The sequence below is a fragment of the Streptomyces barringtoniae genome (genome assembly GCF_020819595.1).
Taxonomy (GTDB): domain Bacteria; phylum Actinomycetota; class Actinomycetes; order Streptomycetales; family Streptomycetaceae; genus Streptomyces; species Streptomyces barringtoniae.
Genome location: NZ_JAJHNP010000009.1, coordinates 295,929 through 310,906 on the forward strand (window position 1 = coordinate 295,929; position 14,978 = coordinate 310,906).

A 14,978-nucleotide genomic window follows, 5' to 3' on the forward strand; every position below is an offset into this window, starting at 1 on the left:
GGGCGAGGTGGGCATGAGTCTGTCACTGCGCTTCGCCGCCGGATCGCACAAGGGCATGATCCGCGAGGGCAACGAGGACTCCGGTTACGCCGGTCCCCGCCTGCTCGCCATCGCCGACGGCATGGGCGGCCAGGCGGCCGGCGAGGTCGCCTCCTCCGAGGTGATCTCCACCCTGGTCACGCTCGACGACGACGTGCCCGGCTCCGACATCCTCACCTCGCTCGGCACGGCCGTGCAGCGCGCCAACGACCAGCTGCGTGCCATGGTCGAGGAGGATCCCCAGCTCGAGGGCATGGGCACCACGCTGACCGCCCTGCTGTGGACCGGGCAGCGGCTCGGTCTGGTGCACGTCGGCGACTCGCGCGCCTATCTGCTGCGTGACGGAGTTCTCACGCAGATCACCCAGGACCACACCTGGGTGCAGCGGCTCGTGGACGAGGGCCGGATCACCGAAGAGGAAGCCACCACCCACCCGCAGCGCTCCCTGCTGATGCGCGCCCTCGGCAGCGCCGAGCACGTCGAGCCCGATCTGTCGATCCGCGAGGTGCGGGCCGGCGACCGCTATCTGATCTGCTCCGACGGGTTGTCCGGAGTCGTCTCCCACCAGACGCTGGAGGAGACCCTCGCCAGCTACCAGGGCCCGCAGGAGACCGTGCAGGAGCTGATCCAGCTCGCGCTGCGCGGCGGCGGTCCCGACAACATCACCGTCATCGTCGCCGACGTCCTGGACCTCGACACCAATGACACGCTCGCCGCGCAGCTGTCCGACCAGCCGGTCGTGGTCGGCGCGGTCGCCGAGAACCAGCACCATCTGCACGACAACGGCATCATGCAGACCCCGGCCGGCCGCGCCTCCCACCTGGGCCGCCGGGCGCCCGGGCACGGCGGCGGCGAGTTCGGCCCGCCCGGCTCCGGCGACACCACCGGCTACATCCCGGCGGGCAGCTTCGACGACTACGCCGACGGCGACTTCACCAAGCCGCGCGGCGGACGCAAGTGGCTGAAGAGATCCCTCTACGGCGCCCTCGCCCTCGCCGTCATCGGCGGCGGCCTCTACGGCGGCTACCGGTGGACGCAGACCCAGTACTACGTCGGCGCCAACGGCGAGCACGTGGCGCTGTACCGCGGGATCAGCCAGGACCTGGCCTGGGTGTCGCTGTCGAAGGTGGAGAAGGACCACCCCGAGATCGAACTCAAGTACCTGCCGCCGTACCAGCAGAAGCAGGTCAAGAACACGATCACGGCGGGCGGTCTGCAGCAGGCCCAGTCGAAGATCGAGGCACTGTCGGTGCAGGCCTCCGCGTGCCGGAAGCAGGCGGAGCGCCAGGCCGGCGAGTCCACGCGGAACGCCAGGACGGGTCAGGGCCAGGCCGGAGGCACCACGGGAACCACCGCCACCGCCTTCACGTCCAAGGCATCACCGACGCCGAACCCGTCGGCGTCGAAGAAGCCGACATCGCCCTCGAAGTCCCCGTCCCCGTCCGCGACCGCCACTCCGAACCCCGGCCCGAGCCTCTCCGAGGATGAGCAGAAGGTCGTCGATCAGTGCGGCAAGCAGTAGCGAAGCCGCGAGAGGCCCTGTCACACGATGAGCAGTACGACTAACTCGCCGACGCACCACACGTCCACGATCGGCGCGATCGGCGCGCCGAGCCGCCGCAACACCGAGCTGGCCCTGCTGGTCTTCGCCGTGGCCATCCCGGTGTTCGCCTACGCCAACGTGGGCCTGGCCATCAACAACTCGGTGCCCGCCGGGCTGCTGTCCTACGGCCTCGGTCTCGGTCTGCTGGCCGGCGTCGCCCATCTCGCCGTACGGAAGTTCGCCCCGTACGCAGACCCGCTGCTGCTGCCGCTGGCCACGCTGCTCAACGGGCTCGGGCTGGTGGTCATCTGGCGGCTGGACCAGTCGAAACTGCTGCAGTCGTTGCCCCATTTCGCCGCAGCCGCGCCCCGCCAGCTGCTGTACAGCGCGCTGGGCATCGGTATGTTCGCCGCGGTGCTGATCTTCCTGAAGGACCACCGGGTCCTGCAGCGCTACACGTACATCTCGATGTTCAGCGCTTTGGTCCTGCTGATCCTGCCGCTGGTGCCCGGCCTCGGGGCCAACATCTACGGCGCCAAGATCTGGATCAACATCCCCGGCCTCGGCTCCCTGCAGCCGGGTGAGTTCGCGAAGATCGTCCTCGCGATCTTCTTCGCCGGCTATCTGATGGTGAAGCGGGACGCCCTGGCCCTCGCCAGCCGCCGCTTCATGGGCCTCTATCTGCCGCGCGGCCGCGACCTCGGCCCGATCCTGGTCGTCTGGGCGATCTCGATCCTCATCCTGGTCTTCGAGACCGACCTCGGCACCTCGCTGCTGTTCTTCGGAATGTTCGTCATCATGCTGTACGTCGCCACCGAGCGGACCAGCTGGATCGTCTTCGGTCTGCTGATGTCCGCGGTGGGCGCGGTCGGCGTGGCGAGCTTCGAGCCCCACGTGAAGAGCCGCGTCGCCTCCTGGCTCGACCCGATGAAGGAGTTCACCCTCAGCCGCCAGGGCGTCGCCGGCCACTCCGAGCAGCTGCAGCAGGCGCTGTGGGCCTTCGGCTCCGGCGGCACCCTCGGCACCGGCCTCGGGCAGGGCCACTCGGATCTGATCCGGTTCGCCGCCAACTCCGACTTCATCCTCGCCACCTTCGGCGAGGAGCTCGGGCTGGCGGGCATCATGGCGATCCTGCTGATCTACGGCCTGATCGTGGAGCGCGGCGTGCGCACCGCCCTCGCCGCCCGCGACCCGTTCGGCAAGCTGCTGGCCGTCGGCCTGTCCGGCGCCTTCGCGCTTCAGGTGTTCGTCGTGGCCGGCGGTGTGATGGGCCTCATCCCGCTGACCGGTATGACGATGCCGTTCGTCGCGTACGGCGGTTCCTCCGTGCTGGCCAACTGGGCGCTGATCGGCATCCTGATCCGTATCAGCGACACGGCCCGGCGGCCGGCGCCCGCCCCCGCCACGAACCCCGACGCCGAGATGACCCAGGTGGTCCGCCCGTCATGAACAAGCCCCTGCGCCGGATCGCGATCTTCTGTGGCCTCCTCATCCTGGCCCTGCTCATCCGCGACAACTACCTGCAGTACCTCAAGGCCGACCAGCTGGCGACCGAGAAGGACAACCGCCGGGTCTCCATCGAGCGGTACGCCAACCCGCGCGGCGACATCATCGTCGACGGCAACCCGATAACCGGATCCGTCGTGTCCAAGAGCGGCGACTTCAAGTACAAGCGCACCTACAAGGACGGGGCCATGTGGTCCCCGGTGACCGGCTACTCCTCGCAGGCCTTCGGCGCCAGCCAGCTGGAGAGCATCGAGGACGGCATCCTCACCGGCAACGACGACAGGCTCTTCTTCCGCAACACCCTCGACATGATCACGGGCAAGCCGAAGCTGGGCGGCAACGTCGTCACCACGCTGAACGCGGCCGCGCAGAAGGCGGCGTTCAGCGGGCTGAAGGCGCAGGGCGGCAAGGGCGCGGTCGTCGCCCTGGAGCCGTCCACCGGCAAGATCCTCGCGCTGGCCTCCTACCCGTCGTACGACCCGTCGTCCTTCGCGGGGAACTCCACCGGCACGGACTCCAAGAACTGGAACAAGCTCCAGAAGAAGAACGACCCCTCCGACCCGATGCTGAACCGGGCGCTGCGCGAGACCTACCCGCCGGGCTCCACGTTCAAGCTGGTCACCGCGGCGGCGGCGCTGGAGAACGGGCTGTACAAGTCGGCGGACGAGGCCACGGACTCCCCGCAGCCCTACACGCTGCCGGACACCACGCGCGAGCTGAAGAACGAGGGCAGCATCCAGTGCAAGAACGTGCCCCTGCGGGAGGCGCTGCGCATCTCCTGCAACACGGTCTTCGGTCACATCGGTGCCCAGCTCGGCAAGGACAAGATGCTGGCCGAGGCCGAGAAGTTCGGCTTCAACGCCGAGCAGTTCACCCCGGTGCGGTCGAGCGCGTCCGTCTTCCCCAAGGAGATGGACCGCCCGCAGACGGCGCTCAGCTCGATCGGCCAGTTCGACACCGCCGCGACCCCGCTGCAGATGGCCATGGTCGCCTCGGCGGTCGCCGACGACGGCAAGCTGATGAAGCCGTACATGGTTGACGAGCTGCAGTCCTCCAACCTCGACCCGGTCGAGAAGACCCAGCCGCAGGAGATGAGCCGGCCCCTGTCGCCGGCCAACGCTCAGGTCCTGCAGTCCATGATGGAGACGGTCGTCAAGCAGGGCACCGGTACGAAGGCGCAGATCCCCGGCGTCACGGTGGGCGGCAAGACCGGTACCGCGCAGCACGGTGTGGCGAACAGCGCCAACCCGTACGCGTGGTTCGTCTCCTACGCCAAGCTGCCCGACGGCAGCTCGCCGGTCGCCGTGGCCGTGGTCATCGAGGACGAGAGCGCCAACCGCGACGACATCTCCGGTGGCGGCCTGGCCGCGCCGATCGCCAAGAACGTCATGGAGGCGGTCATCCAGTCCAAGAAGTGACGGAAGTGACCCCCATCACATCCCCTTCACATCGCCGCACGTTGCGATACCGGTCCTGTATCGGGTTACGGGCTTGGCCAGGTCACACAAAGCGAGCCGGGTACGGTAGGCCCGGACGGCAGCCTCCGGCCGTGCACGTGGGTGCGCGGCCGAGACCGACGGAGAGGGCTGGTAGGTAGCTATGGAAGAGCCGCGTCGCCTCGGCGGCCGGTACGAGCTGGGCCAGGTGCTCGGCCGTGGTGGCATGGCAGAGGTCTACCTCGCGCATGACACCCGCCTGGGCCGCACCGTGGCAGTGAAGACCCTGCGCGCCGACCTGGCACGCGACCCTTCCTTCCAGGCCCGGTTCCGCCGGGAGGCCCAGTCGGCCGCCTCGCTCAACCATCCCGCGATCGTCGCGGTCTACGACACGGGCGAGGACTACATCGACGGGGTCTCGATCCCGTACATCGTCATGGAGTACGTGGACGGCTCGACGCTGCGTGAGCTTCTTCACTCCGGGCGCAAGCTCCTGCCCGAGCGTGCGATGGAGATGACCATCGGCATCCTCCAGGGTCTGGAGTACGCCCACCGCAACGGCATCGTCCACCGCGACATCAAGCCGGCCAACGTCATGCTGACCCGCAACGGCCAGGTCAAGGTGATGGACTTCGGTATCGCCCGCGCCATGGGCGACTCCGGCATGACCATGACCCAGACCGCCGCAGTGATCGGTACGGCCCAGTACCTCTCGCCGGAGCAGGCGAAGGGCGAGCAGGTCGACGCGCGGTCGGACCTGTACTCGACCGGCTGCCTGCTCTACGAGCTGCTGACGGTCAGGCCCCCCTTCGTCGGCGACTCTCCCGTCGCCGTGGCGTACCAGCACGTCCGCGAGGAACCCCAGCCCCCGTCGGTCTTCGACCCCGAGATCACGCCCGAGATGGACGCGATCGTCCTGAAGGCACTGGTCAAGGACCCGGACTACCGCTACCAGTCGGCCGACGAGATGCGCGCCGACATCGAGGCCTGTCTCGACGGCCAGCCGGTCGCGGCGACGGCCGCGATGGGCGCGGTGGGCTACGGCGGCTACCCCGACGACCAGCCGACGACGGCCCTGCGCCCGGACGCCGGCGCGGGAGCGACCACCATGCTCCCGCCGATGAACCCGGACGACGGCGGCTACGGCTACGACGAACCCACCAGCCGCCGCCGCCAGCCGCAGAAGAAGTCCAACACCTCCACGATCCTGCTGGTGGTCGCGGGCATCCTGGTCCTGATCGGCGCGATCCTGATCGGGAAGTGGGTGGCCGACGGGAAGAACACCGACCAGACCTTCCCGGCCCCGAACTTCGTCGACAACAGCTACGCCACGGCCCAGAAGATGGCCGCCAACTCGGACCTGAAACTGGCGGCGCCCGTCCGCAAGCCGTGCGACAACCAGCCGAAGGGCAACGTCTGCTCCCAGGACCCCAAGGCGGGTGTGGACGTCAAGAAGGGCGACACGATCACCCTGGTGGTCTCGACGGGCGCGCCGAAGGTCGACGTGCCGGATGTCCAGGGCCTGCAGTACGACCAGGCAGAGGCCCAGCTCAAAGCCAAGGGCTTCCTGGTCGAGAAGCAGACCGAGGTGTCGGACCGGACGGCCGGCGTGGTCATCAAACAGGACCCGCAGGGTGGCACGCAGAAGCAGAAGGGCTCCACGATCACCCTCACGGTCGCCAAGCCCGAGGACAAGGTCACCATTCCCGGCGACGTCATCGGCAAGTCCTGCGACGACGCGAAGGCCGAGCTGCAGCAGCTGGGCCTGGCCCCCAACGCCACCTGCACCCCAACCCCCACCCCCAACCAGGACGACGACGGAAAGGTCCTCTCGACCAATCCCGAGGTGGGCAAGCAGGTCGCCAAGAACACGCCGATCGCCATCAACGTCGGCATGTTCCAGGGCAGCCAGCAGACGCAGGTGCCGAACGTCACGACCCAGACCCTGAAGCAGGCTCAGCAGATCCTGCAACAGCAGGGCTTCACGAAGATCCAGGTCAACGGGCCCACCGATGACAAGGCGCGGGTCATCCAGCAGAGCCCGCAGCAGGGCACGCAGGCGGACCCGGGCAACACCCAGATCGTCCTCACCACCGCCGACTTCGGCGGTGGAGACAACGGCGGCAACAACGGGGGCAACATCTTCGGCGGCATAACGGGCTAGCGCACGGAGACTGAATCCGACCCAGCCAAAGGGGCCCTTGGCACCGCACGGTGGTGCCAAGGGCCCCTTTGGGCACCCGGCTCCCCCGAGGGGGCGCCGGGACCCGGCCGTCAGCCCCGCAGTTCCTCCGGCGGCGTCCGCTCGCTGTCCACCTTCTCCACCCGGACCAGCTCGCCCCAGACCACGTAGCGGTACTCCGAGGTGTACACGGGCGTGCAGGTCGTCAGGGTGATGTAGTGCCCCGGCTTCTTCTTGCCGGACTCCTTCGGGACCTGATCGATGACCTTGACGTTGTACTTCGAGGTCTCCGGGAGGATCGAGTAGACCTTGTAGACGTACCAGTTGTCCCGCGTCTCGAAGACGATCGGGTCGCCCTTCTCCACCTTGTCGATGTTGTGGAACTTCGCGCCGTGCCCGTCCCGGTGGGCGGCGAGGGTGAAGTTGCCGTCCTTGCCGCTCGTGGGGAGCGTGGCCCTGACCGGGTCCGTGTAGTAGCCGGCCACGCCGTCGTTCAGGACGTCCGTGCCCGTGCCCTTCTCCACCAGGACCTCGCCGTTGTGCATCGCGGGCACGTGCAGGAAGCCGATGCCGTCCTTGGTGTCCAGTGCGCCGGGACCGGAGTCCGTGGCATGCGCCCAGTGCTGGCGCACCTTTTCAGCCTGCTTGTCCGCCTTGCGATCCGCTATTACGTTCGTCCACCAGAGGGAGTAGACGACGAAGAGGGCGAGCAACAGACCTGCGGTGATGAGGATTTCACCAAGGACGCTGACCGCCGTCGCTATGCGGCCCGGACGCCGGCCCCGCCGGGCGGGACTCGAATCGGAGGCGTCCGTGTGTTCTTCGGTGTCGTCGGCGGTCGCTGCCACAGTGTCCTCTGCCTCTGCCCTTACTCGCGTCAGCCCTGTTCGATGAGCGCGTCCGGCTTGCCCTTGCTGCGCGGGCGTTCCTCGACCATCTTGCCCCAGACGATCAGCCGGTACTTGCTGGTGAACTCCGGCGTGCAGGTGGTGAGGGTGATGTAGCGGCCCGGCTTGGTGAAGCCCGAGCCCTTCGGGATGGGGTCCAGCACGCTCGTGTTGGTCGGCGAGGTCACCGGCAGCGTCGAGGTCACCTTGTACACGAAGTACCAGTCCTGCGTCTCGACCACGACCGCGTCCCCCGGCTCGAGCCTGTTGATGTACCGGAACGGTTCGCCGTGCGTGTTGCGATGGGCGGCGAGACCGAAGTTGCCGGTCTTCGCATCGGGCATCGCCGTCTTCAGCGGGGGCTCACCGTAGTGCCCGACCATGCCCTTGTTGAGCACCCTCTCGGTGCTCACGCCCTCCGCGATCGGCGCGACCACGTCGAGCTTGGGGATGTGCAGGATGGCGAAACCCTGCCCGGGCGCGAACACCCCGGGGTTGCGCTTGCCGCTCGCCCAGTCGTTCTGGAGCTGGTGCGTCTCGCTGCCCGCCTGCGCGTTGGCGCGGATGTTGGTCCACCACAGCTGGTAGGTGACGAACAGCAGCATCAGCACGCCGGTGGTGATGAACACCTCACCGATCGCCCGGCTCGCGACGACGCCCGGGCTGGGCTTGCGCAGCCGCTGCTGCCGCCGCGCCTCGACCCGGGACAGCGGCCGGCCGGGCTCCCCGGTCTCCGGCGTCTCCGCGGGTGCCGTCTCCCGGCCGCCGCCATGACGCCCGCCACGGCGCTTGGCGGCCTTTCTGCGGGCCGCACGGCCACCGACCGCCGGTCCGGTGGCGGAGGAGGCGGACGGGGCCGCAGAGGCGCGGAGAGCCCCGCTCTCCGAGCCCGTCAGCGGATCGGGGACCCGCAGCGCCATCGTCTCGTCGTCCAGCGCGGGCCGGTACGGCTGCTCCTGCGGCGCCCGCTCGTACTCCTGCTCGTATGTCCGCTCGTACGGCTCCCCGTACGGCTCCTGGTACGCCCCCGCGTCCCAGTCCCCAAGCGCACCGGAAGCCTCGTACGACTGATCCCCGTACGAGGCATCGGTCTCGCGCTCCGGGCGCAGGGCGGTCACGCCGTGGCCCTGCCCACCACCGGGGCCAGCCCCGTCGACCTCGCCACGGCACCCTGGTCGCCGCACTCCACCAGCCAGTTGGCCAGCATCCGGTGCCCGTGCTCGGTCAGCACCGACTCGGGATGGAACTGCACGCCCTCGACCAGGAGTTCACGGTGGCGCAGGCCCATGATGATGCCGTCGTGGGTGCGGGCGGTCACCTCCAGCTCGGCCGGGACCGTCGCCGGCTCGGCGGCCAGGGAGTGGTAGCGGGTCGCCGTGAAGGGCGAGGGCAGGCCCGCGAAGACGCCCTTGCCCTCGTGCTCCACCAGCGAGGTCTTGCCGTGCAGCAGCTCCGGCGCCCGGTCCACCACCCCGCCGTACGCCACCTGCATCGACTGCATGCCGAGGCACACCCCGAAGACCGGCACTCCGGTGGCCGCGCAGTGGCGGACCATGTCCACGCACACCCCGGCCTCCTCCGGCGTCCCCGGCCCGGGCGAGAGCAGCACCCCGTCGAAGCCGTCCTGGGCATGCGCCGTCGACACCTCGTCGTTGCGCAGCACCTCGCACTCGGCACCCAGCTGGTACAGGTACTGGACCAGGTTGAAGACGAAGCTGTCGTAGTTGTCGACGACGAGAATCCGCGCACTCACTGGTTGTCCACCGTCACATCGTTGAAGGGCATCAGCGGTTCGGCCCACGGAAAGACGTACTGGAACAGGATGTAGACCACGGCCAGGATCAGTAGGAGTGAGATGAGCGCCTTCACCCACGCGTTCCCCGGCAGATTCCGCCAGATCCAGCCGTACATGCCGTTCCTTCCGTATCCCCACGGCACCTGACTCACGCCGTACGCCACCAGACTAACGGCGCAGCGCCTCCGGTTCGCCTGCCTCCACAGACTGTGTGGAATCCAGGTGCGCCCAGACGATCAGCCGGTGACTGTGCCCCCATTCCGGATCGCACGTGGTCAGCGTCAGATACCGGCCCGGACGCGTATACCCGGACTTACGTGGCACAGGGTCGATGACCTCAACGTCCGTCGGCACGGTTTTGTAGGGCCCTTTGTCGATCCGATACGTGAACCAGGTCGTCCCGTCCGTGAGGACGACGGCGTCGCCCGGGCGCAGCGCGGGGAAGTCCTTGAACGGGTCGCCGTACGTGCGCCGGTGACCGGCCACCGCGAAGTTCCCCGCCCGGCCGAGCTGCGCGGTGCCCGCGTAGTGGGCGAGTCCCTGCGCCAGTACGTCCCGGCCGGTGCCCTCCAGGACCGGCTTGTTCCACGTGAAACCGAGCCGCGGGATGTACATGATCGCGAAAGCCCTGCCGTAGTAGTAGGGCGACGGTCTCGTCGCGGTGACCGTCTGCTCGCCCGGCGCGGCGGCCGCCGGCCGCACACTCCCCTTCGACCACTGCCGGTGCAGCTGGTCGATCTGTTCGTTCATGGCACTGTCGGCCCGCACTCCCGTCCAGAACAGCACATAGACGACGAAGAGCACGATCAGAGTGCCGACGGTGATGCACAGCTCGCTGACGGTCCGGACGATCACTCGCACCGGCGCCTCCGGGACGGATGGCTGGCGGACGGCTGACGGGTGTCTGGCTACTGCACGGGCTTGGCGTAGTGCAGATCCACTGTGCCCGAGTAGCCGGGAAGAGTCACCGTCCCGTCGTCGGTGACTTTCCAGCCGAGGCCGTAGACGTTGACGTAGACCATGTAGGTCTGGATCGCCTTGCTCGCCGCGAGCGCCTGCTGCAGCTTGTCCGGATCGCCGACCGCCGTGATCTTGTACGGCGGTGAGTACACCCGGCCCTGGAGGATCAGGGTGTTGCCGACGCAGCGCACCGCGCTGGTGGAGATCAGCCGCTGGTCCATGACCTTGATGCCCCGGGCGCCGCCCTGCCACAGCGCGTTCACCACGGCCTGCAGGTCCTGCTGGTGGATGACCAGGTAGTCGGGCTGCGGCTCGGGATAGCCGGGGAGCTTGGCGGTGGCGTTGGGCGGGGCGTCGTTGAGGGTGACGGTGATGGCGTGGCCGGTGAGCTTCTGAGTGCCGGCACTCTCCTCCAGCCCACTGAGCCTGCGGTCCTGCGCCGTGCTGCTGCCGTCGTCACTCTCGGCGAGGGACTCCACGCTCCCGCGCAGGGCCGCGTCGGACTCGTCGAGCTCCTTGTTCTTGCGGCTGCGCTGCTGGATCAGGTCGGACAGCTTCAGCAGGGAGCCGTCCTGGCGGATGTCGGTGCCCTTGGCCGTGTTGAAGCTGGTGAAGAAGATCAGTCCCGCGAGCGCGAAGACGGCCGCGGTGAGCATCCGCACGGGGCGGACACGCAGGCGGCGGCCGGGGCCGGAGCCCGTTGATTGCGTCCCGGTGGAGTCGGCAGAATTGCTCAACGTACCCTTATCTCCTTCGGCGCCACGGAAGCACTACGCTAACGGACGCCCGGGGGAGCACACAGAGTCGTCGTCTTGACCCTTGTACGCTGCCCCGAGCCCCGAACCGGTTATCTGCGCGGCCACGCAGCGCATCGACAGGAGAGACCCTCGTGCCGAAGTCACGTATCCGCAAGAAGGCCGACTACACGCCACCGGCGGCGAAGCAGGCACAGGCGATCAAGCTGAACAGCCGTGGCTGGGTCGCGCCCGTCATGCTGGCCATGTTCGTCATCGGCCTGGCCTGGATCGTCGTCTTTTACGTGACGGACGGCTCGCTGCCCATCGACGCGCTGGACAACTGGAACATCGTGGTCGGCTTCGGCTTCATCGCCGCCGGCTTCGGTGTCTCCACGCAGTGGAAGTAGCTCTGCCCAGGGCTATCCACTGAGTTATCCACAGGCGTTTTCCACATGGGGAAAAGAACGACGATCTGTGGATAACCCATCGGGCGTTGACGCCGGTATGACTGGCCGACCGCCCTCCATACACCTGTTTGCCCCCTGTCTGACCTGCGGGAACACATCCGAGCGACAGGGGGCACAGCTGTGCCCGCACAGCGTGCACAAGATCCGGCACACCCTGTGGACAACGGTTCGGTATCAGGTGAGCTGAGTGGTCCTGACCAGCGTGAGCACCACCACGACGGCGAGTACGACCGCACAGGTGCCGTACTGGACGAGCGTCCTCCGCCGGCGCGGGGCGTGGACCATGGCGTACCCGGTGACGACGCCGGCGACCAGGCCGCCGATGTGGGCCTGCCAGGCGATGTTCGCCCAGGTGAAGGTGATGATGAGGTTGATCACCAGCAGGGCGATGAGCGGGCGCATGTCGTAGTTGAGCCGGCGCATCAGTACGGCGGTCGCGCCGAAGAGGCCGAAGATCGCTCCGGAGGCGCCGAGGGAGGGCTGGTTGGGTGCGGCGAGCAGATAGGTGAGGGCGCTGCCGGCGAGACCCGAGACGAAGTAGAGGGCGAGATAGCGGGCGCGGCCGAGGGCGGCTTCCAGGGGGCCGCCGATCCACCACAGGCTGAGCATGTTGAAGAGGATGTGGGCGTAGCCGCCGTGCAGGAACATCGCGGTCAGCAGGCGGTAGTACTGGCCCTGAGCGATGCCCTGCACCCCGGGGAGGAGGGGGGCGTAGGCCTGTCCGATCAGTTCGAACCGGTTGGTGAAGCGGTCACCTACGGCGATCTGCACCAGGAACACGGCGAGGTTGATGCCGATCAGCACCTTGGTGAGCAGCCGCGGGTCGGCCGTGACCGTGCCACCGGCGACCGTGCGGGGCCGGGCCGCCGTCGGCGCGTGGCCGGTGCCGCTGCCGCCGCGCACGCATTCGGGGCACTGGAAGCCGACCGAGGCGCTGACCATGCACTCGGGGCAGATGGGGCGCTCACAGCGGGTGCAGCGCACACCGGTCTCACGGTCCGGGTGCCGGTAGCACACGGGCACGCGGTGGGCGGCGTTCTGCGTGCTGCCTTCGGCGTGGTCCATCGGTTCCCCTTGTTCGTCGTGGGACTGCCCCCCGGCAATGCCCCGCCCCGCTCATCCTTGGTACGGACGAGCGGGGCGTTTGGTTCCCTGCGGGACGTTCCGGTGTGTCCCGGTGGGACGTGACGTCGTTTCCCTGCGGGTGTCCGGGGAGCGGTGGGCTCAGCCCTCGCGCTTCTCGACGACGACCTCGTTGATCACGACGTCGTTCGCCGGGCGGTCGTTGCGGCCGGTGGGCAGGGCGGCGATGGCGTCGACGACCTTCTGGCTGGCCGGGTCGGTGACCTCGCCGAAGATGGTGTGCTTGCGGTTCAGCCACGTCGTCGGGGCGACGGTGATGAAGAACTGCGAGCCGTTGGTGCCGGGGCCGGCGTTGGCCATGGCCAGCAGGTACGGCTTGTTGAAGGACAGATCCGGGTGGAACTCGTCCCCGAACTTGTAGCCGGGGCCGCCGATGCCGCTGCCCAGCGGGTCGCCGCCCTGGATCATGAAGCCACTGATGACACGGTGGAAGATCGTGCCGTTGTAGAGCGGCGTCTTGCTCTTCTCACCCGTGCCGGGGTGGGTCCACTCGCGCTCGCCCTGCGCCAGCTCGACGAAGTTCCTGACCGTTTCCGGCGCGTGGTTCGGGAAAAGCTGGACCACGATGTCGCCGTGGTTGGTCTTCAGGGTGGCGTAAAGCTGCTCAGCCACGATCTGCCTTCCGTTGTCTTTCTGTGACTCTCCGATCCTCGCACGGTCGGGACCGTACGTCGCCCGGCAGGCCTGAGTTCCGCCCGGAAGGCAGCGCTGGGCGGGGATTCGTGGCAGTGTCGACGACAGGATCAGGTTGCCAGGGATTACCCGGAATCGCGCCGAAGGGAGCAATCGGCACCCATATGCCCGTCCGCGCATGCCGCGCGGACCGTTGGCAGGCATGATCCGTAAAAGGGTGGAAAGTCGAAATACCGTACGCCACCGAGGAGGAGGAACCCGTGACCCGCATCGACAGCGTGCGCGCCGCGACCGGCTCGGCGAAGGACAGCGTGCTGCACGCCGCGGAAGTGGTGGCGCCCTACGCCGACACGGCCAAGGAGCGTGCCGCGCTCTACGCGCAGGAGGCACGCGTACGGCTGGCGCCCGTGGTGTCGCAGGCCGCCGAACAGGCCCGCGTGCAGTACGACGCCCGGCTCGCCCCGCGTCTGGAGCAGGCTCGTGCGCATGTACCGCCGAGGGTGGACCTGGCCGCGCAGGAGGCGGCCGTCCGCGCCCGTAAGGCTGCCCGGCAGGCTGCCGAGTACTCGCGACAGGCCGCCGAGTACTCGCGTCCGAGGATCGAGCAGGCCGTGGCAGCGACCGCTCCTGTCCGCGAGGAGGCCGCCGCACGTGGCGCAGCCGCCCTGGCCGCACTGCGTGGCCAGGTCTCGGCGGAGGAGATCCAGAAGCTGGCCCGCCGGCACGAGCGTCGGTGCCGGGCGGGCCGCGCCGTGAAGGCGCTGGCACTGCTGACCGTGCTGGCCGGGGGTGCCTTCGCGGCCTGGAAGTGGTGGGACAAGCAGGCCAACCCCGACTGGCTGGTCGAACCGCCGGCCGCGACGGAGGTACCGGAGTCGGGCGGCCGGCTCAGCTCGGTGGACGGCACCTCGCCCCTGGACCCCGAGGTCCAGGCGAAGCAGGCCGAGGAGGACGCCTCGGACGAGGACGACCAGTAGCAGCCCGGCCGGAGGGCAGCAGCAGACACGATCACCTAACCGTCGGCCGTCAAACGGGCCGTGGGCCAGCAGGGTTGAACGCCCGCTGCCCACGGCCCGTTTCACGTGAAACCATCCGGCCCGTCCGTGGGCGAGGCCCAACAGGGCAGAGAACAACCGGACTTCGTCCTCTGTGAACCGGTGGCCGGACAGGAGACGCCGGCGTCGCTCCTCACCTCGCCGACAACCTGCATGCCCCCACCGTCCGGGAGAGGCCCCCTCAGCACCGGGTCCGGCGGTGTCCGGCTGGACCTTGTCCGGCTGGGCCCCTTGTCCGGCCGGGCCGGTGTCCACCGCGATCGCCGACCCGAGCCCTCACGCGTCGAGCCCGTCGAGCAGCGGCCCCGCTTCCCCGTGTGACCGCCGCGCCACTGTGCGTACGTACAGCGGCCTGAACATGAAGAATGCCCCCCGGCCTTGCGTTTCCGCAGGTCGGGAGGCATTTCGGGGTGGAGCCTAGGGGAGTCGAACCCCTGACATCCGCCATGCAAAGACGGCGCTCTACCAACTGAGCTAAGGCCCCGGGAAGCAGCGACCCGTCCGGAGGAACCGCGTTCCGGTGGGCGCCGCAGACCAGAGTACCGGGTCACCCCCGGTATCCCGCAAAAAGATTGGGGGTCCCCGCGAATGACCA

General features: G+C 68.6%; 14 protein-coding genes and 1 tRNA gene. 6 read left to right on the forward strand and 9 right to left on the reverse strand.

What is annotated here, in order from left to right:
- Nucleotides 1–13: 13 nt before the first annotated feature.
- The 4 genes from LMU33_RS18775 (at nucleotide 14) to pknB (ending at nucleotide 6,688) form a co-directional block, all read left to right on the forward strand.
- Nucleotides 14–1,561: a Stp1/IreP family PP2C-type Ser/Thr phosphatase gene (locus tag LMU33_RS18775; protein WP_228621704.1), complete on the forward strand. Its 1,548-nt coding sequence runs from the start codon at nucleotides 14–16 to the stop codon at nucleotides 1,559–1,561.
- Between the two features lie 27 nt (nucleotides 1,562–1,588).
- On the forward strand, nucleotides 1,589–3,031 hold the full coding sequence (locus LMU33_RS18780) for an FtsW/RodA/SpoVE family cell cycle protein (protein WP_228621602.1): 1,443 nt from the start codon (nucleotides 1,589–1,591) through the stop codon (nucleotides 3,029–3,031).
- Nucleotides 3,028–4,506: a peptidoglycan D,D-transpeptidase FtsI family protein gene (locus tag LMU33_RS18785; protein WP_228621604.1), complete on the forward strand. Its 1,479-nt coding sequence runs from the start codon at nucleotides 3,028–3,030 to the stop codon at nucleotides 4,504–4,506. Before LMU33_RS18780 ends, LMU33_RS18785 begins: the two co-directional genes overlap by 4 nt.
- 181 nt (nucleotides 4,507–4,687) lie before the next feature.
- Complete coding sequence (gene pknB, locus LMU33_RS18790; protein WP_228621606.1) at nucleotides 4,688–6,688, forward strand: Stk1 family PASTA domain-containing Ser/Thr kinase; 2,001 nt, start codon at nucleotides 4,688–4,690, stop codon at nucleotides 6,686–6,688.
- Nucleotides 6,689–6,798: 110 nt separating this feature from the next.
- On the opposite strand, the gene LMU33_RS18795 is transcribed toward pknB, so the two are convergent.
- From LMU33_RS18795 to LMU33_RS18820, 6 genes are read right to left on the reverse strand one after another with little or no spacing between them, the layout of a single operon-like run.
- Nucleotides 6,799–7,554, reverse strand: a complete 756-nt coding sequence (locus tag LMU33_RS18795; RefSeq protein ID WP_228621608.1) for a class E sortase — start codon at nucleotides 7,552–7,554, stop codon at nucleotides 6,799–6,801.
- 29 nt (nucleotides 7,555–7,583) lie between these two features.
- Nucleotides 7,584–8,711 (reverse strand): class E sortase, encoded by a 1,128-nt coding sequence (locus LMU33_RS18800; protein ID WP_228621610.1) that lies wholly within the window; start codon nucleotides 8,709–8,711, stop codon nucleotides 7,584–7,586.
- Nucleotides 8,708–9,346: an aminodeoxychorismate/anthranilate synthase component II gene (locus tag LMU33_RS18805; RefSeq protein WP_228621612.1), complete on the reverse strand. Its 639-nt coding sequence runs from the start codon at nucleotides 9,344–9,346 to the stop codon at nucleotides 8,708–8,710. The genes LMU33_RS18800 and LMU33_RS18805 overlap by 4 nt, the downstream gene beginning before the upstream one ends.
- Nucleotides 9,343–9,504, reverse strand: a complete 162-nt coding sequence (locus tag LMU33_RS18810; RefSeq protein ID WP_228621614.1) for a hypothetical protein — start codon at nucleotides 9,502–9,504, stop codon at nucleotides 9,343–9,345. The genes LMU33_RS18805 and LMU33_RS18810 overlap by 4 nt, the downstream gene beginning before the upstream one ends.
- Before the next feature lie 52 nt (nucleotides 9,505–9,556).
- Nucleotides 9,557–10,249, reverse strand: coding sequence for a class E sortase (locus tag LMU33_RS18815; RefSeq protein ID WP_228621615.1), 693 nt, complete (start codon nucleotides 10,247–10,249; stop codon nucleotides 9,557–9,559).
- Between the two features lie 47 nt (nucleotides 10,250–10,296).
- Nucleotides 10,297–11,085: a DUF881 domain-containing protein gene (locus LMU33_RS18820; RefSeq protein ID WP_228621617.1), complete on the reverse strand. Its 789-nt coding sequence runs from the start codon at nucleotides 11,083–11,085 to the stop codon at nucleotides 10,297–10,299.
- A 152-nt stretch (nucleotides 11,086–11,237) separates the two neighbouring features.
- Between LMU33_RS18820 and crgA the strand changes: the two genes are divergently transcribed.
- Entirely contained in the window at nucleotides 11,238–11,492 is a 255-nt protein-coding gene (gene crgA, locus LMU33_RS18825) for a cell division protein CrgA (protein WP_228621619.1), read from the forward strand.
- Between the two features lie 234 nt (nucleotides 11,493–11,726).
- On the opposite strand, the gene LMU33_RS18830 is transcribed toward crgA, so the two are convergent.
- Nucleotides 11,727–12,617 carry a rhomboid family intramembrane serine protease gene (locus tag LMU33_RS18830; protein WP_228621621.1) on the reverse strand — a complete coding sequence of 297 codons (891 nt, stop codon included), beginning with the start codon at nucleotides 12,615–12,617 and terminating at the stop codon, nucleotides 11,727–11,729.
- A 159-nt stretch (nucleotides 12,618–12,776) separates the two neighbouring features.
- The gene (locus tag LMU33_RS18835) at nucleotides 12,777–13,307 is read right to left on the reverse strand and encodes a peptidylprolyl isomerase (protein ID WP_228621623.1); all 531 of its coding nucleotides are present in this window, start codon (nucleotides 13,305–13,307) and stop codon (nucleotides 12,777–12,779) included.
- A 281-nt stretch (nucleotides 13,308–13,588) separates the two neighbouring features.
- Between LMU33_RS18835 and LMU33_RS18840 the strand changes: the two genes are divergently transcribed.
- A complete protein-coding gene (locus LMU33_RS18840) occupies nucleotides 13,589–14,305 on the forward strand; it encodes a DUF5324 family protein (protein ID WP_228621625.1) in 717 nt (238 codons plus the stop codon).
- Nucleotides 14,306–14,794: 489 nt separating this feature from the next.
- Here LMU33_RS18840 and LMU33_RS18845 read toward each other — a convergent pair.
- Nucleotides 14,795–14,867: transfer RNA gene (locus LMU33_RS18845), tRNA-Ala, on the reverse strand.
- Nucleotides 14,868–14,978: the final 111 nt, after the last annotated feature.